Genomic DNA, 17,170 nt, shown 5'->3' on the forward strand with positions numbered 1-17,170 from the left:
CAATCAAAATTCTCTTTATTCCGCACAGCGTCGAATGGCTCAAAGTACGGGCTGACGACTGCGCGCAAATAGCCTAAAAAACCTATCGGCATGTGCTGCGGCTTAAACCGTATTTTTTGAACGCATCAATAACATCAATAAATAAATGCCCCCAACCAATCCCGTAATTCGCCCGATGGGGAGGGTTAAGGCGAGCGGCATCCACTGAGTGAGCAAATCAGCCCCCAACAGTAAGCAAGCTCCCATTAAACCTGCACTCACCAGCGGAATATTGGCGGTTTGACGCAAGCGAGCGGCCAGTTGAGGAGCGGCCAAAGCGATAAAGGCGATCGGTCCTGCAGCACCTGTCGCTAATGCCGCCAAAGTCACCGCGGCGAGAATCATGAATAAGCGTATCGGCTCGACTGCGACCCCAAGTTGACGGGCAATCTCATCCCCCATATCAAGCATCTGTAATGAACGGGCAAGACCTTTGATAAGCGGCAGCAGCACCAACACGCCACACATGACAGGAAATACGTGGCTCCATTCTCGGGCATGCAGTGAGCCCGATAGCCATAAATTGGCGGTGATGGCGCTGTCTAAACTACCTTTGACTAGCAGCAAGCCATTGAGCGCCGTCAACACTGAACCCACGCCAATTCCGGTTAGTACTAGCCGATAGCGCCCGACCGTGCCTGACTTTACCGACAAAAGATAGACCGCGATGGCCGTCATGACTCCGCCAGCAATCGCCGAAAAAGCCACGGCTAACCCACTGCCGGCAAATAAAATAATTTGCAGCAAAGCCCCGGTGGCTGCGCCAGAGGTGAAACCAATGATGTCCGGAGAACCAAGCGGATTACGAGAGATCGACTGAAAAATCGCGCCGGAAAGTCCTAAGGCTGCGCCAGCAAACAGCGCCGTGAAAATCCGAGGTAAACGGATATCGAGTAAGACTTGCCGTTTGAACCCTGAGGTAATATCCCCCAATAAAATGGCAATGACGTCAGAGATTGAAATCGGCAATTTGCCGACACAGGTCGCAAGCACAATCAAAGCCAAGACAATAAGGCTTAGCACCGACGCAACCGCAATGTTGCGCCGCTCAACACGCAGCGTGTATGCCCCTTTTCGCCATAGCCAAAAGCGAGTTTGATTCGACCGACCTTCTGGGGCTACAGATGTGATAGTTTCCATCGTCTCACCAATAGCACAAAGACTGGCCCTCCGATTAAGGCGACCATGATCCCTGCACTGATTTCATCGTTTGAACCGATTAGCCGCCCGGCCAGATCGGCACCTAACAATAACAGCGCCCCAAGCAACATAGAGTAAGGCAGTAGGCGACGATGTTCAGCGCCCACCCAAAGCCGCGCTAAATGGGGCGCGGTTAAGCCAAGAAAACTGATTGGCCCAGCCGCTGCGGTTGCAGTGCCAGCCAACAGCGTGACCACGGCGGCAGAAGCTATCCAGATCCATAACGGATTGACGCCTAGTGCTTTGCCCGCGTCATGCCCGAGCACCACAGTATCTAATCCGCGGGCGAGCAAGATAGCCGCGATCAACCCGAGTAGTACGAATACACTTGTCGGCAGCAAAACTTCATATCCTCTGCCTTGCAAAGAGCCAATCGACCAATGTCGAAACTGGTTAAACACCTCTTGGGCGCTATTGAGCATAATCAAATGAGTCATAGACAAGAGCACCACCGTCATCGCCGCACCAGCCAGCACCACTCGAACGGGATTGGGGGATTGATTGATACCTGCCAGCAGATAAACGCCCACACTGGTTGCTGCCGCGCCAAATAAGCCAAACCACAAATAGTGCAGCATATCGGTTAGACCAAACACAGCAATGCCAATCACCACCATCAAGATTGCACCCGCATTGACACCCAAAATGCCCGGATCCGCCAATGGGTTACGCGTCATCGCTTGCATGATAACGCCTGCAGCACCAAGCGCTGCGCCCACCAATATCGCTAACCCCGTGCGCGGTACACGTAGGTAATGCACTAAAAGATGCTGAGTGTTCTGCTCATCAAAATGAAACAGCGCATCGAAAGTCACGGCATAAGGAATGTCGAGAGATCCGACAAACACACTGCTTATCGTCAATCCCATCAATGCCACCAGCATCAACCCCATTAGCCAGTAATCACGCCTAGCCAACGTAGGATTTTCTCGCTTTGAGGACGCAACTCTTATTCCCATCACCTCATTCATGGCATGACTAAAGATTGTGCTTGCTCGCCAGCAAAGCGTCGCAGCAGTGAGTTAATGATTTCTCGGGCACTGAACAGGTCGATGCGAAATGAGTTTTCACCCAACGCATAAACTTGCTTGCGTTGGATCGAAGGCAAGTTTTTCAAAATCGGATCGTGGAGAAAAGCTTGAGCTTGCTGATCGGTCATCGTGATAAGAAACGTGGTTTCAGCCTGCAGTTGAGTTAAATGCTCATAATGGATGCGCAGAAAATCTCGATGGACGATGGAACCCGCTTGCCATGCTGGATCTGGCTCCTCCAACGCAACCCCGACCGATTGCAACAGTTGAGCATGAGCACTTTGCGCTTTCGCTACCGCGTTGACCACACCGGGGCCGTGGTAGCTCACAATATTGGCGCGCCCTTTGGGCAGATCCAGCACATCTCGCACTTGCTTTGTCCACTGCTCAAAATTTTGTATTGTGCGCTCCGCTTGATCTTCAAGTCCGGTAGCAAGCCCCAACTGCTGCGCCAAAGATTGCCAAGTTTGATCGCTGTAATCGACCAAGATGGTCGGTGCAATCGCTTGTAAAAGCGGAATTTGATCGCGAGCAGAATCCGCGCCTATCATGGAAACCACGATCAAATCCGGTTGTTCTACATACACCGATTCGAGATCGACACTTCCCGCAGGCCAAAGTTTTTTCACTTGGCGCTGCTCTGCCAGCTTTCGCCATTGCTCAAAAAAGGTGCTTTGCGTGGTCGCAGCGCTAGCAATGACTGGCGCATCTATCGCCAGCAGTGTTCCGGTCACCGTGACGGCCGTCGACAAAATTCGCTTTGGCTGAGAGGGAATCGTCGTGACTGAACCGTCCGCATTCTGAAAGGTTCTTGGCCAAACATTCTGCTGCGCGCTGACGAGACCACTGAACAGGCAACCCAATATCATAGACAATAAAATAAAAATGTTTTTCATTGTAATATTGATTCTCATTTCGTTAAAAGTTTACTATCGCTCATCAATCATCTTAGGGTGGACTCTAGAGAAAGGGGGATAAGTAAAAAGTGAACTCAGTATATCTATGCCCCCTCAGGCTCGCAACCAAGCCACCGAACACCGCCTCACGCGAAAGAGTAATTATGATTCTCCAACTGGATAAGGCTTAATATCGTGTCTATGTTATTGGCTCAAAAGCCTTTTTGGCAGCGCCATCTGGCTTATCCTCACATTAATCTCGACACCGTTGCCCATTCGCTACGCCTGACAGGGCCTTTAGACACCACGCTTTTGCTGCGCGCACTGTATTTAACCGTCAGTGAGATAGATCTGTTCCGTGCTCGCTTTTCAGCGCAAGGTGAGCTGTATTGGCACCCATTTTCTCCGCCTATCGACTATCAAGACCTCAGCATCCACCTTGAAGCAGAACCTTTAGCTTGGCGGCAAATAGAGCAGGATTTACAGCGCCCAACCACACTGATTGACGCGCCAATAACGAGCCATCAAGTGTATCGTTTGTCACACAATGAGCACCTTATCTATACCCGTGCGCACCACATTATACTGGACGGTTATGGCATGATGCTGTTTGAGCAGCGCCTCAGCCAGCATTACCAATCCTTGCTCAGTGGGCAGACGCCAACTGCTGCGTTTAAATCTTATCAATCCTATCTGGAAGAAGAGTTGGCTTATCTTACTAGCCATCGCTACTGGCAAGATAAGCAGTTTTGGCAAGGCTATTTACGCGAAGCTCCCGAGTTAGCGCTCACCTCTGCAACCTATGATCCTCAACTTAGTCATGCCGTGAGCCTCTCTTACACACTCGATAGCCAACTCAACCATTTGTTACTCAAGCTCGCTAACGCGAGTCAGATTGGCTGGCCTGATGCCTTAGTCGCGCTGTGCGCGCTCTATTTGGAATCGGCTGAACCGGATACGCCTTGGCTATGGCTGCCCTTTATGAACCGATGGGGCAGCGTGGCCGCTAATGTACCCGGTTTAATGGTTAACTCGCTGCCCTTGCTGCGTCTTTCTGCGCAGCAAACCTCGCTCGGTAACTACCTTAAACAGTCAGGGCAAGCGCTACGCTCACTCTATTTGCATGGCCGCTATCGCATTGAACAAATCGAACAAGATCAAGGGCTAAATGCTGAGCAAAGTTATTTTATGAGCCCATTTATCAATATATTGCCTTTTGAGTCCCCACACTTTGCTGATTGCCAGACTGAGCTCAAGGTGCTGGCTTCAGGCTCTGCAGAAGGGATTAATTTTACCTTTCGTGGCTCACCCCAGCATGAACTCTGTCTAGACATCACCGCAGATTTAGCCAGCTACCCGCAACCCCACTGGCAAAGTCATTGCGAGCGATTGCCACGTTTTTTCGAGCAGTTACTCGCCCGTTTCCAACAGGTGGAGCAAGATGTTGCACGCCTACTCGCAGAGCCTGCGGCACTGGCAGCCGCCACCTCGACACGGGCTATCGCCAGTTGAAAGATGAACGATCAATGATCGAGCGTGGCTCCACCATCCACTCGTAAATCATGCAGCGTGATGTGACCTGCTTTATCGGATAACAAAAACAGGACCGCTTGAGCAATATCCGCTGGCTCGGCAATTTTATTGAGCGGGATCCCCAACCGAAATTGCGCAGCATCTCCGGCAATGACTTGCGCCTCACCATACTGCTCAGTCCAAAGCTGTTGCTGCATAGCGGTGCGCGTAGAGCCGGGACTGACCAAATTGCAACGAATTCCGTAAGGGGCTAGCTCCATACCAATGCACTTAACCAACATGTGTAATGCGGCTTTCGAAGCGCCATAAGCCCCAATCGACATGCGCGGCGTATTGGCAGCATTAGACCCAATAATCACCATACTTCCCTGCTGACGCGCTTTCATACTTGAAGCGACACCTTGCATACAGGCCAACACACCAAAAGCATTCACGGTAAAAATAGAACTCACTTGTTCCAGTGGCATGTCATGCAATGGCGCAACATGTAGGATTCCTGCACAGCACACCAGATGCTCAAATCCCGCCACTTGCTCAGCCCATTGATTGACTTGCTCGCGCACCGCTTCAGGCTCTGCTAAGTCGAGTTTTTTTAAAGTGAGCTGGTCCGGATAACGCCCCAATAACGACTCACTCTGCTCTAGCAACAACTGCCACTCACAATCTGCCGCCATCACTTGCGCTCCCGCTTGCAATAAATGTTCAAGCACAGAGAACCCTATCCCACGCGCTGACCCCACTAGAAGAACCTTGCTGTTAACCAACGACATATTTTTCATCCCCTATCACAAACGAGATCAACCTTCACAATCATCACTTTGTTTATCAGACCAAATGGAAATTGCTTGCATTTATTAATAAAAACCATTCTCATTTGAATGTAAGCAAATGTAATCTGTTGCGCTTGGCAACGCAACCCATTCACTCGCAAATATGGATAAACAACATGGTCATGAAGCGTGAAGTGGTCGGATACACCACTATGTCTGAACATCTGATCGATACCCAACTCACTCACTCACCGTTTTTCTTTGCCTCAGCAAACCAATCAATGCTCGGTTGTGGGGTCGCTCATGCTTTTCAGCAAGCCATTCCTTTTGCTGAACTGGCTAACCAAGCCAAACAGCTTTTGCAGCAGGCCAAACGTGATGAGTGCGACAATCCATTACTGTTTGGCATAGTGCCGTTTGACCCTAAAACACCGACTCGATTTATGATTCCGCGCACCTTATACGTGTCGAGTAGCCCGCGCTTAAACCGTCCAGCTCACCTCACCCGCCAAGTAGCTAAGCTCATCTCCTCACCATCAGGAGAGCAATACAAGCAAGGTGTAAGCCATCTGCTCAACATGTTTAATCACTCTGGGCTGTCTAAAGTGGTGCTGTCGCGCGCCATTGAAATTGCCACCGAGCAAGAGATCGCACTACCGACCTTGCTGCGTAATCTGCTCGCGATTAATCATCACGGCTATACTTTTGCGGCCAGCTTGGACGAACAGCGGAAGTTGATTGGGGCAAGCCCTGAACTCTTGGTCGCCAAACGCGGAAACTATCTCATCTCAAACCCACTGGCTGGCTCGCGCCCGCGAAGTCAAGATGCCCAAGAAAATGCGCAGCGCCGTGCCTCACTGCTCAATACCTCCAAAGATTTGCATGAGCACGGTTTAGTCGTCGAAGAAGTCGAGCGGATCATGAGCCGCTACTGTCGTAACTTGTACACCCCCATGGTGCCTTCTGTGATTGAAACCGAAACCATGCTGCACCTCTCAACCCTGCTTGAAGGGCAAGTCAGCGATCCTGAGGTTTGTGCTTTGCAAGTCGCCGCCGATTTACACCCCACTCCAGCCGTATGCGGTTTTCCGCGCGAATCGGCTTATCAAGCAATAAGAGAGCTGGAAGAATTTGATCGTGGCTACTTCACTGGCATGGTCGGTTGGTGTGATGCACGTGGCAATGGTGAATGGGTAGTCACCATTCGCTGTGCTGAAGTGGGCTCTCACCAAATGAAGCTTTTTGCTGGCGCAGGGATTGTCGATCAGTCGTTACCACAAAGTGAACTGGAAGAGACGGGCGCGAAGATGAAAACCATCTTGGCTGCGGCAGGTATTGAGCTCAACGATGTGCTCACCGCTTAAGGAGATAAGAATGACAACCGATTTTACCCCTTGGCCAGAGGCGCTTGCCGCTCAATACCGTCAGTTAGGCTACTGGCAAGATAAAACCTTGCTCGATTACTTACAGCAAAGTGCTGAGCGTACCCCCAATGCGCTTGCGCTGGTCGGTGATAATCAGCAGTGGCGTTACCAAGCCATGCTCGAACGCATCGAACAACTTGCTGCCGGTTTTACCGAGCTTGGACTAGGCTGTGGCGATAACGTAGTGCTGCAATTAGGCAATGTTGCGGAATTCTATTTATGCTTTTTCGCTTTGCTGCGCCAAGGCATACGACCGATTCTGGCGCTCCCCGCTCACCGTTTAGCGGAAATTCGCTATTTTTGTCAGCACAGCCAAGCCAAAGCTTACCTCATTGATGGCGCTCAACGACCATTTGACTATCAAGCTTTGGCGCAAGAACTGCTTGCTTGCTGCCCAACACTGCAGAATGTGATTGTACGCGGCCAAACTCGAGTGACAGATCCAAAATTTATTGAACTGGCGAGTTGCTACTCGGCATCATCTTGTCAAGCGAATGCCGACCCGAATCAAATCGCCTTTTTCCAACTCTCCGGTGGCACAACGGGCACTCCCAAGCTCATCCCGCGTACCCACAATGATTACGCCTACAGCGTAACCGCCAGTGTCGAAATTTGCCGTTTTGATCAGCATACCCGCTATCTGTGCGTACTGCCCGCGGCACATAACTTCCCGCTCAGCTCCCCCGGCGCACTCGGTGTTTTCTGGGCGGGTGGCTGCGTTATCCTCAGTCAAGATGCGTCCCCCCAACACGCGTTTAAATTGATAGAACAGCATAAAATTACTGTTACCGCGTTGGTGCCGCCTTTAGCACTACTCTGGATGGATCACGCAGAAAAAAGCACCTGCGATCTCTCTTCATTGCACTTTGTGCAAGTGGGCGGGGCAAAATTTAGTGAAGCGGCCGCAAGGCGTCTGCCACAAGCCTTGGGCTGCCAATTGCAACAAGTGTTTGGAATGGCAGAAGGCTTGGTCAATTACACTCGTTTGGATGACAGTGCGGAAGTGATTGCTACAACTCAAGGTCGGCCTATCTCCGCTCACGATCAATTACTGGTGGTTGATGAGCAGGGTCAACCTGTCGCCAGCGGAGAAGAAGGGTATCTGTTAACCCAAGGTCCCTATACGATTCGCGGTTACTATCGAGCTGATCAGCACAATCAACGAGCGTTCAATGCACAAGGTTTTTACATCACCGGCGATAAAGTCAAACTCAGTAGCGAAGGTTACGTGATTGTCACCGGAAGGGCCAAAGATCAGATCAATCGTGGAGGGGAAAAGATTGCCGCCGAAGAGGTGGAAAATCAGCTTTTACATCATCCAGCAGTGCATGATGCCGCTTTAATTGCCATCAGTGACGAATACCTAGGAGAGCGCAGTTGCGCGGTGATCGTACTCAAACCCGAGCAGTCGGTGAATACCATCCAGCTCAAACGTTTTTTACACCAAGCGGGGCTCGCCGATTACAAAATCCCAGATCAAATCCAATTTATCGATCAACTGCCCAAAACATCGGTTGGAAAAATCGATAAGAACGCGCTTCGTCGTCGATTTGACACGCTCGGCTTAGCGTTAATGTCGTGAAATCAATGTAAAGACAATGAGTGAGTAGAGGGAATCCTTGAATAAGCGGTTCCCTTCCTACTTAGAATCCGTGTGTTAAGCAGGAAGGGAACTCGTTCAATCACGCAGAGCAAGGTTGATGTAAATTGGCTTGAATGGTCTGCCACCACTGCTGCAAAGTGACATGCTCCATCAGTTGAGCAAAGCTAATATCAGCACCTTGGGCTTTCCATTTTTCCAACAACTGAATCGCACGAATCGAATCTAAACCGAGAAACAGAAGGTTCTCCTGCACATCCACTTCATCCACACTCAGATTGAGCGCAGCGGCCACATCGTGTTGCATGGTTCGCAAGCTTAAGCCAGTAAGCTTTGAGTGTTGGGCGGCAATCTCTAAACACGCTTGTTGAGTGGATTTCACCGCACCAGTACGACCACTGATATAACGCAGACTGAATTCGTGATCACTGAGCGAGAAATCTGCCACGCCATCCCCAATCACAAAAGGCTGAATATCGAACATAAAGGCATCCAACGCAGTCGAGAGAATGCCAATGTGCGCATAGACCCCCGTAATGATTAACTGATCCCGCCCTGTTTCACGCAGCCAATCCAATAATGGCGATTTTTTAAATGCGCTATAACGCCATTTGGTAAGCTGAACATCACCTGATTCTGGAGCAAGAGGCGCAATGATCGCCGTCTCTTCACTCAAACCTGGGCCCCAAAAATCGCTCAATAATGCTCGCTCTGCAGGATCTTGATTCGCGGGCTGAGCCGTATAGACCACGGGGATCCCCGCTTGCTTGGCATGAGCTTTAAGCTGTTGTATATGCTTGATTAAACTTGGGATGGGTTCTGCCTGCGAGTCAAAATAGTGTACAAAGTACTCCTGCATATCATGGATAAGCAGTACCGCCCGCGATGCATCAATGCGCCAATCGACTTTATTAGTTGGTAATGATGCGGGTAAAGGGTAAGAAGCGATTTTAGGAATAGCCATGAAAGTACATCATCCTTATTGATACTCAGCCAACTGAGCGTTGTTAGTGTTGTTATGTCATCGCACGACGCAGCAGAAGCAGCCATTCGGCCGAATCTTCTGCCGATCAATAATGCAACGATGCTAACAACATCACTCATAGATGTAAATAATAACAATTATCATTTAATACAGTTTCACTTCATGGCGGCGCTTCTCATTGATCATCAGCACCAAACGTTGTGAGCTTCCCTCTCCTCACTCCGTTGAAAATCGCCCATAAAAAAGGGCTAGCCGATGGCTAACCCTTTACATGTTCCCAAATGTTTGACTTATGCAGCAAGCTCTTGCGCTTTCACTGGCTGCACACGTTTTTCGCCGATTGGCAGAACAACACGGCCGTATTCATTATTGAGCACTTGTGCCATAGCGAAGTAGATAGCGCTCGCGCCACAGAAGATGCCTTCAAAACCCGCGATAGTGCCAATCAGTTCGCTACCAGTGAAATCACGAGCAGCCAGCAGAGCAAACAAGATGGTCAGAGAACCAAATACCACTTGTTTCGCCGTTGGGTAGCACAGAGAACCAATGAACATAAAGCCAGTGAAAATCCCCCACAGAGCCAAGTACCAACCCATGAAAGGCGCAGGGCTTGCAGGCAGTCCCATGTGTGGCATTACGATCAAACCAACCAGCGTCAGCCAGAACAGACCGTAAGAAGTAAATGCCGTTGTACCGAAGGTGTCACCACGTTTAAAGCACATGATGCCGACGATAACTTGACTCAGACCGCCGTAAAAAATACCCATCGCCAGAATCATTGAGTCGATTGGGAAAAAACCTGCGTTATGGATATTAAGCAGAATGGTGGTCATACCGAAACCCATCAGACCGAGTGGTGCTGGGTTGGCTAGCTTAGTTGACATGTGAACTTACCTTCAGAGTGTGAATTCAAAAATGTTTGTAAAAATTACGCGCGGATTTTAATTAACAGGCAGATAAAAGAAAAAAGATCTTATTGGAAACTTAGATTGTTGAAACAGTTAGTTACAGATGCGAATAAAAAATCGCCCAACCTAAGTTGAGCGATGAAATAAACAATTTTAATACAATAACTTAGCAGGAGACCTTATCCCAGAACCAGTTAGATTGAGTGGGTGACTCCCAAACGCCTGGGCTGTTCTTAGCAATAAAGCATTGGCCGTTATAGGTCACTTTATCGCCATTCGAGACCTTAGTGACCCCAGGTTGCCACACAATGGCATCCGTAGGAGCAGGCTCTGTTGGCGGCACAGGTGTTGGCTCCGATGGTGGTACAGGTTCAGTGGGAGGTACTGGCTCGCTTGGCGTTGGCTCTGTTGGTGGTGTTGGCTCACCAGAAACTAACGCCCAAGGCCCGCCTTTAGAAGGTTCATCACCTTGTGTCCACCATTTAGCTTGGTAAACCGCACCTTTATAACTCACCTTGTCACCTGAGTTATAAACCTTACCCGCTTCCCACGCAGGGGCACCACCTACGGGAGGATCTGTCGGATCAGTTGGTAATGGATCAAGTTTTTCCACTACACGAACTTTTGGCCAGCTCGCATGTGAACCATACAGGTTAGTCACACACTTCTCATAATCCCCTTCCACCAAAGCAGAATACGCGGTTTGGAACCCCACCAACTCACATTCAAATGAGTAGCCACCCGGACGATCTGGGTAATATTTCCAGTTACCATCCCAGTTTGTGTAAAGCACATCGGTCGCACCATTGAGGTTAAGGCTACCGTAAGGCAGTTGCTGCCAGCAGGTATTCTTCTCATCGGCTTCAATAGGGATTTGATAATGCGCCGCTAAGCCTTCCCAATAACGAATACGGTTAACCGGCTGCCCTTTATCTTTGTTTTGCTCCCCGCACTCAATACCACCATTGATGATATTGATCGTAGTGCCGAAACCGTAACCAATTCCTGCATCAATTTCACGCTGTGAAGGCACCCAAGTACGATCAATCACATGCAACATAGCAGGCTTCGGTGCCTGTGGCGTGAGGAAGAACCAGATTGCAGACGCAAGGTTCAACCACGAATCAGCCACTAAACCGGGGTTATTCAACAATACTTTTGCATCACCATCAAACATGACTTCAGAGAAGGCACCGTAGTTAAAGTGGTAAGAAAGCTGTTTTGCTCCACGGCCAAAGTAACCTTGCCCAGTAGCACAAGGCCACTTCTTGTTTTGCCAGTCATTTTGACCACACCCCGTGGTATAACCTTCTTGACCTTCAGACCAGCCCATTTCACGCACATGCACCAGCGCTTGTTGCCACTCTTCCAGTGCTAATGGGTTATCAGAAATGTTGTCTTTCGCGATGTGTCCACCGGTTTCCTGAGCAAAGTGAGCAAAAGCGGTCACGATCGATTTTTTACAAATCGCGTCAGAATTGCGGCCATCGGTATACTCCGCACAAAATGCCGGGAATTTGCCAATCGCACGCAAGAAACGGGTATAGGTGTATTCAGGCGCCGCCATGTGAGTGAGGAAATTCCACTCAGACTCAGGAAATACGCGCTCAACCCGTTTCACGTTATCAGGGTTTGTCGCTAGTCCCGGCTCGATCGCATCGACAATCGCATTGGCGCGGGTCGCTAAGGCATTTGACCAAATGGCATACATAGGATTGGCGGTTTTGGCTTGCTCTGCTGCGGCAATATCGGCTTTAGCCACAACATATCCACCAGGATTTTGTGGATCCGGCTGAATATTCATCGCCGCTTGCGCAGGCAATGCACACGCCACAGCCACCCACCACGCGGTATGTTTGAGTTTAAACATGGATAAAAGTCCCTCTCAACTTAGAAATCCATTTGAGAGTAGGCTTATTGATAACTAATTTAATAGTGAAAAATAAGAAAAAAGACAAATTTGCGAGGCGTTTCCAAATTATATATAAAAAACACATATAAGTTTTAAACAAAAATAACAACATGAAAGAAAATTTAAACATCTTGATGTCTATAAAACAAGTCATTTTTATAGAGTAGCATCCCCATAAAAGCACAGCAGAAAATAACTTTTAACTAGTTAATATAGAAAAGTAATTTTCTCACATAAAAAAATCTAACAAGAAAATAAAAACTGACAAAAATACAACAAAAAAACAACCAAACAAGAAAAAATTATTTGATAATTAAGACTTAATCAAATTAACAAGATTAAGGGAACATTATGTTTAATATAGATTACAATAGTTACCGTTCTATAAGTGGATTTAACCAACGTACTCGATTTTTAATATTTCATTATACTGCTTTAAATTTTAGTGAATCAGTTAAAGCATTAACCAGTAACGCAGTTAGTGCACATTACCTTATCCCAGATCCAACTGATGCTACCTATATAGATTCTGGATTTAAAGATCTGCGAATTTTCAACTTAGTCAATGAAAATGATAGAGCTTGGCATGCAGGTGTAAGCGCTTGGTCTGGTAGAAGTAATTTAAATGACACGTCTTTAGGTATCGAGCTCGTGAATCAAGCAAGAGACGACAATGGGATAATAACTTTTTTACCTTATCATCCACAACAGATCGCAGCATTGAAATTAATCGCTATTAATATTCTACAACGTTATCCTGATATTTCACCAACAAATATCATAGGTCATAGTGATGTATCACCTGGTAGAAAAAGTGATCCTGGGGCTCTCTTTCCTTGGAAAGAACTCCATTTATCAGGAGTTGGAGCTTGGTATGACGAAGAAAGTAAAATCAAGTATTGTAAGCAATTTAAAAAAAATCTTCCCAATAAAATTGATGTCCTAGAAAAACTAAAAACTTATGGTTATGACACAACCAAAGCAGAGGATAATCAAGTGTACCAACAATTGATTCGAGCATTCCAGTTACACTTTCGCCCTGAGAATTATTCAGGAAATGTTGATGTAGAAACAGTAGCAATTCTTTACTCTCTTGTTGATAAATACAAATCCTAGGAAAATAATATATAGACCATTCTCTCATTTTATTATTAACAAGTAAGTGCGAGAAGGAATAAACACAGAAAAATCACTGACAAGACCGTAAATTAAATCGACATAAATGAAATGCAAGCGTCTTTAAGTTAAACAGAGATGGAATAAAATTCTATCTCTGTTTAACTTTTCATATTAAATATTTATTTAAAAGTCATCTTTAATAATTCGCTCAATATTTCTCTCGGCAAGAGCTGCAATTGTAAGAGATGGATTTGCTCCTCCTGTATTTCCAGGAAGTAGCGAGCCATCCATCACATATAGACCTGATACATTTTTCACTCGCCCGTAAAGATCCGTCGCTTTACCTATCTCCATACCGCCAACAGGATGAGCCCCCGTGAAAATAACATCATCAAAGCCTGGAGCGCCGAGACGCTGCCAATTTACTCTTGCCATCGTGTTGTTAACAGCTCTCACAGCATTCGTAGCATCAGCTTCCAAAGATTTAGGGTAATGCAATACTGCATCATCTTTATCAGCATCATAATAAAAATAACCACGATTCTTGAAATCAGCAGTAACAGCTAGCGTCATAGATACCCCAACATCAGCAATCGCTGCGTTCGCCCAATTCTCAGCGATCACCGGACTTTTTCCGTCTTGAGTAACATAGATTGCCGATGCAGAAGGAGAACCTTGTGGAAGTCCTTGAGGTAATCCAAACCAAGATTGACGAAATGCCATGCGATTCCCATTGTCTCCCCAGTTTTTGCCAACGTATTCGTTTAGATCTGAGAGAAAACCTTTCGCTTTGGCACGTACTAATATTCTTGGTGTATGATATGCTCCAGCCGCCATAATGAGTTTGTCACAAGTGACGACTTTTTCTTTAATTACCTTACCATAGGGATCTAACTCAACTACATCGATCTCATAAATATCGCCATTATGGCGAATTTCATTCACTTGATGATTATGATGAACCGTTACATTCCCGGTCGCTTCTGCCATAGGAATATAATTCTGATCTAGACTATTCTTACACCCATTACTATTACCAAAATTAGTCAAACCTATAGTAGCTGATGGAAGTGAATGACCATTCATTTCTTCTCTAATAATATCCCAATTCCAATTTCCATCAATTTTATAAGGCTTATATCCGGCTTTAACGGCCTCATTATCCCAATCACGTGAATGTTTGAAAGACGGACTATAATATATATCATCTGGCATATAACTGTAATGGAGAACGGACTGAACTCTAGGGTAATAGATATCAATCATTTCTTGATAAGATATTTCTGATGGGAAAAGGCGTTCGAAATATTTTTCTTTTGGGATTGCTTTTACGCCAGTATAGATAACAGAACCTCCGCCGACTGCAGTTCCCAATAATATATCTGAACCACCTTTATAATTTTCTCCTTCACGATCAATGATATCTAGGACACCACAAAACTTATCTATACTACGTGAGTCAATTACATTAAAAAATGGCAGTCTATAAGTTAAAGCCGGAAACGTTGTTGAAGTGCGATGCCAGAACATCCTGCCATCGGCCAACATATCATGTGCAAAGATTTTACGTTGTTTACTTAAAGGCCAACGGTTACCTCGCTCAAGAATCGCTGTTTGAATACCAGCTTCTCCTAACCTTAGAGCGCTCACTGCGCCTCCAAATCCACTACCAATAATAATTACTGGATAATGGTAATGAAGTCTAGGAGGTGGATTGAATAACTCTGGTATTAATATATTAAAATCCAATATCTTATTTATTGCTGTAGCATTAGACTTGGGAGAATATGGAGATAAAGCTGTAGCTACAGACATATAGATTATGGATTTAACAAATGTACGTCTATTTATTTCCTGCATGTCTTTCACCATCTTATTTATTGGCAAACAAAAATTTCTCATCATAGGAAGTAAAATACTAAATTTATATACACATTGAAAATTCAATAAAAATTCAACAATGCACAATAAGTATTACATGCATAGAAAAAACAAAGTAAACGCAAGATTAAGAAACTTAAGAAATTCATTAGTAAGTTAATAAAAAATTCAAACTCCAAACCAATTGGTTAGTTTGAATATAAAAACCTCAAAACAATAACAATTACTGCATAAAAAAGTCCGCAATTACGCGGACTTAGATATGATTTAGTGCCTGTTAGTGTCAGACCCTTCTTAAAGGATCATTATTCCCACTCAATGGTCGCGGGTGGCTTACCTGAGATGTCATACACTACGCGAGAAATGCCATTCACTTCGTTGATAATGCGGTTGGAAACCTTACCCAAGAATTCATAAGGTAGATGTGCCCAATGTGCAGTCATAAAGTCGATGGTTTCGACTGCGCGCAGTGATACCACCCAATCGTACTTACGGCCATCGCCCATGACACCCACAGAACGCACTGGCAAGAACACAGTAAAGGCTTGAGAAACTTTGTTGTACAGATCCGCTGCGTGCAGCTCTTCAATAAAGATCGCATCTGCACGGCGCAGTAAATCACAGTACTCTTTCTTCACTTCACCCAGTACACGCACACCAAGGCCAGGGCCTGGGAATGGGTGGCGGTAAAGCATGTTGTAAGGCAAACCAAGCTCAAGGCCAATCTTGCGCACTTCATCTTTAAACAGTTCACGCAGTGGCTCAACCAAGCCCATTTTCATGTCATCAGGCAAACCGCCCACGTTGTGGTGCGATTTGATCACATGCGCTTTACCGGTTTTTGAGGCGGCAGATTCAATCACATCTGGATAGATGGTGCCTTGCGCCAACCATTTTGCGTTTTTCAGTTTTTTCGATTCTTCATCAAACACTTCAACAAACACACGACCGATGGTTTTGCGTTTTGCTTCAGGCTCATCAATGCCTTCTAGCGCTTTTAGGAAGCGTTCTTCTGCATCGACTTTAATGATGTTGAGGCCAAATTTATCACCAAACATCTCCATCACTTGCTCGCCTTCGTTTAAACGAAGTAGTCCGTTGTCCACGAACACACAAGTTAAGCGGTTGCCAATCGCGCGGTGCACCAGCATGGCTACGACAGAAGAATCGACACCGCCCGACAGGCCAAGGATCACTTCATCGTCACCCACTTGTTCTTTGATACGAGCAACCGCATCTTCGATGATGGATTCAGAAGTCCACAGACGCTCACAGCCACACACGCCCAGAACAAAGTTCTCCAGCATCTGTAAACCGTTTTTGGTGTGTGTCACTTCGGGGTGGAACTGCACGCCGTAGTATTTCTTCTCTTCATTGGCCATCGCAGCGTATGGGCAGGTATCGGTCTCACCGATTTTCACGAAATCCGCTGGGATTTCGACCACTTTGTCTCCGTGGCTCATCCAAACGTCTTGCGTGAGATCGAGATCTTTAAATAGCGCCGATTCGCCAGAAATTTGTACCTGAGCGTATCCAAATTCACGCTCATCAGAAGTCGCGACACGACCTCCTAACTGCTCAGCCATGGTCTGCATGCCGTAGCAAACACCAAAGACAGGCACACCACTGTCAAACACATATTGTGGGGCTCGTGGTGAATTGGCTTCGGTCACGCTTTCAGGGCCACCCGAAAGAATAATGCCGTCCGGATTGAATTCGCGAATGTCCGCCTCTTCCACATCCCAGCTCCACAGCTCACAGTACACACCGATCTCGCGCACGCGACGGGCTACTAGCTGGGTATATTGAGATCCGAAATCGAGGATCAGAATTCGTTGGTCATGAATATTCTTAGTCATTGTTTAGCAGTCT

13 protein-coding genes are annotated in these 17,170 nt (G+C 46.8%); 4 read left to right on the forward strand and 9 right to left on the reverse strand.

What is annotated here, in order from left to right; genetic code table 11:
• Positions 1-102: 102 nt before the first annotated feature.
• Genes R4537_RS15250 through fepB form a run of 3 tightly spaced genes read right to left on the reverse strand, consistent with a single transcriptional unit; the run spans position 103 to position 3,166 of the window.
• Complete coding sequence (locus tag R4537_RS15250; protein ID WP_071179621.1) at positions 103-1,179, reverse strand: FecCD family ABC transporter permease; 1,077 nt, start codon at positions 1,177-1,179, stop codon at positions 103-105.
• Positions 1,158-2,210, reverse strand: coding sequence for a FecCD family ABC transporter permease (locus R4537_RS15255; protein ID WP_071179620.1), 1,053 nt, complete (start codon positions 2,208-2,210; stop codon positions 1,158-1,160). The genes R4537_RS15250 and R4537_RS15255 overlap by 22 nt, the downstream gene beginning before the upstream one ends.
• Positions 2,207-3,166, reverse strand: a complete 960-nt coding sequence (fepB, locus tag R4537_RS15260; protein ID WP_071179619.1) for a Fe2+-enterobactin ABC transporter substrate-binding protein — start codon at positions 3,164-3,166, stop codon at positions 2,207-2,209. Before fepB ends, R4537_RS15255 begins: the two co-directional genes overlap by 4 nt.
• 195 nt (positions 3,167-3,361) lie before the next feature.
• Here fepB and vibH point away from each other — a divergent pair, with 195 nt between their 5' ends.
• Entirely contained in the window at positions 3,362-4,678 is a 1,317-nt protein-coding gene (vibH, locus tag R4537_RS15265; RefSeq protein ID WP_080483640.1) for a norspermidine-2,3-dihydroxybenzoate synthase VibH, read from the forward strand.
• A gap of 11 nt (positions 4,679-4,689) precedes the next feature.
• On the opposite strand, the gene R4537_RS15270 is transcribed toward vibH, so the two are convergent.
• On the reverse strand, positions 4,690-5,469 hold the full coding sequence (locus tag R4537_RS15270) for a 2,3-dihydro-2,3-dihydroxybenzoate dehydrogenase (protein WP_230610354.1): 780 nt from the start codon (positions 5,467-5,469) through the stop codon (positions 4,690-4,692).
• A 176-nt stretch (positions 5,470-5,645) separates the two neighbouring features.
• On the opposite strand from R4537_RS15270, the gene R4537_RS15275 reads away from it, so the two are divergent.
• Positions 5,646-6,833 (forward strand): isochorismate synthase, encoded by a 1,188-nt coding sequence (locus tag R4537_RS15275; RefSeq protein ID WP_080483639.1) that lies wholly within the window; start codon positions 5,646-5,648, stop codon positions 6,831-6,833.
• Positions 6,834-6,843: 10 nt separating this feature from the next.
• A complete protein-coding gene (locus tag R4537_RS15280) occupies positions 6,844-8,475 on the forward strand; it encodes a (2,3-dihydroxybenzoyl)adenylate synthase (protein WP_071179616.1) in 1,632 nt (543 codons plus the stop codon).
• A 100-nt stretch (positions 8,476-8,575) separates the two neighbouring features.
• Here R4537_RS15280 and vibB read toward each other — a convergent pair whose 3' ends face one another.
• From vibB to R4537_RS15295, 3 genes are all read right to left on the reverse strand, one after another.
• Positions 8,576-9,457, reverse strand: a complete 882-nt coding sequence (vibB, locus tag R4537_RS15285; protein WP_000997092.1) for a vibriobactin biosynthesis bifunctional isochorismatase/aryl carrier protein VibB — start codon at positions 9,455-9,457, stop codon at positions 8,576-8,578.
• Positions 9,458-9,768: 311 nt separating this feature from the next.
• The gene (locus R4537_RS15290; RefSeq protein ID WP_000104914.1) at positions 9,769-10,362 is read right to left on the reverse strand and encodes an acetate uptake transporter; all 594 of its coding nucleotides are present in this window, start codon (positions 10,360-10,362) and stop codon (positions 9,769-9,771) included.
• A 190-nt stretch (positions 10,363-10,552) separates the two neighbouring features.
• A complete protein-coding gene (locus R4537_RS15295; RefSeq protein WP_071179615.1) occupies positions 10,553-12,256 on the reverse strand; it encodes a chitinase in 1,704 nt (567 codons plus the stop codon).
• Between the two features lie 393 nt (positions 12,257-12,649).
• Between R4537_RS15295 and R4537_RS15300 the strand changes: the two genes are divergently transcribed.
• Positions 12,650-13,414: an N-acetylmuramoyl-L-alanine amidase gene (locus R4537_RS15300; RefSeq protein ID WP_071179614.1), complete on the forward strand. Its 765-nt coding sequence runs from the start codon at positions 12,650-12,652 to the stop codon at positions 13,412-13,414.
• A 186-nt stretch (positions 13,415-13,600) separates the two neighbouring features.
• On the opposite strand, the gene R4537_RS15305 is transcribed toward R4537_RS15300, so the two are convergent.
• Together R4537_RS15305 and guaA are read right to left on the reverse strand one after the other, a co-directional pair.
• Positions 13,601-15,277: a GMC oxidoreductase gene (locus R4537_RS15305; protein WP_071179613.1), complete on the reverse strand. Its 1,677-nt coding sequence runs from the start codon at positions 15,275-15,277 to the stop codon at positions 13,601-13,603.
• Positions 15,278-15,603: 326 nt separating this feature from the next.
• Positions 15,604-17,157 carry a glutamine-hydrolyzing GMP synthase gene (gene guaA / locus R4537_RS15310; RefSeq protein WP_071179612.1) on the reverse strand — a complete coding sequence of 518 codons (1,554 nt, stop codon included), beginning with the start codon at positions 17,155-17,157 and terminating at the stop codon, positions 15,604-15,606.
• Positions 17,158-17,170 lie beyond the last annotated feature (13 nt).

Source organism: Vibrio paracholerae (genome assembly GCF_037672085.1).
GTDB lineage: Bacteria > Pseudomonadota > Gammaproteobacteria > Enterobacterales > Vibrionaceae > Vibrio > Vibrio cholerae.

What these genes read in the sequence shown, in the direction of transcription:
- R4537_RS15250 (WP_071179621.1), bottom strand. Translation starts at nt 1,179, where the DNA reads ATGGAAACTATCACATCTGTAGCCCCAGAAGGTCGGTCGAATCAAACT.
- R4537_RS15275 (WP_080483639.1), top strand. Translation starts at nt 5,646, where the DNA reads ATGGTCATGAAGCGTGAAGTGGTCGGATACACCACTATGTCTGAACAT.
- R4537_RS15280 (WP_071179616.1), top strand. Translation starts at nt 6,844, where the DNA reads ATGACAACCGATTTTACCCCTTGGCCAGAGGCGCTTGCCGCTCAATAC.
- R4537_RS15255 (WP_071179620.1), bottom strand. Translation starts at nt 2,210, where the DNA reads ATGAATGAGGTGATGGGAATAAGAGTTGCGTCCTCAAAGCGAGAAAAT.
- R4537_RS15300 (WP_071179614.1), top strand. Translation starts at nt 12,650, where the DNA reads ATGTTTAATATAGATTACAATAGTTACCGTTCTATAAGTGGATTTAAC.
- R4537_RS15290 (WP_000104914.1), bottom strand. Translation starts at nt 10,362, where the DNA reads ATGTCAACTAAGCTAGCCAACCCAGCACCACTCGGTCTGATGGGTTTC.
- fepB (WP_071179619.1), bottom strand. Translation starts at nt 3,166, where the DNA reads ATGAAAAACATTTTTATTTTATTGTCTATGATATTGGGTTGCCTGTTC.
- vibB (WP_000997092.1), bottom strand. Translation starts at nt 9,457, where the DNA reads ATGGCTATTCCTAAAATCGCTTCTTACCCTTTACCCGCATCATTACCA.
- R4537_RS15270 (WP_230610354.1), bottom strand. Translation starts at nt 5,469, where the DNA reads ATGTCGTTGGTTAACAGCAAGGTTCTTCTAGTGGGGTCAGCGCGTGGG.
- R4537_RS15305 (WP_071179613.1), bottom strand. Translation starts at nt 15,277, where the DNA reads ATGCAGGAAATAAATAGACGTACATTTGTTAAATCCATAATCTATATG.
- guaA (WP_071179612.1), bottom strand. Translation starts at nt 17,157, where the DNA reads ATGACTAAGAATATTCATGACCAACGAATTCTGATCCTCGATTTCGGA.
- R4537_RS15295 (WP_071179615.1), bottom strand. Translation starts at nt 12,256, where the DNA reads ATGTTTAAACTCAAACATACCGCGTGGTGGGTGGCTGTGGCGTGTGCA.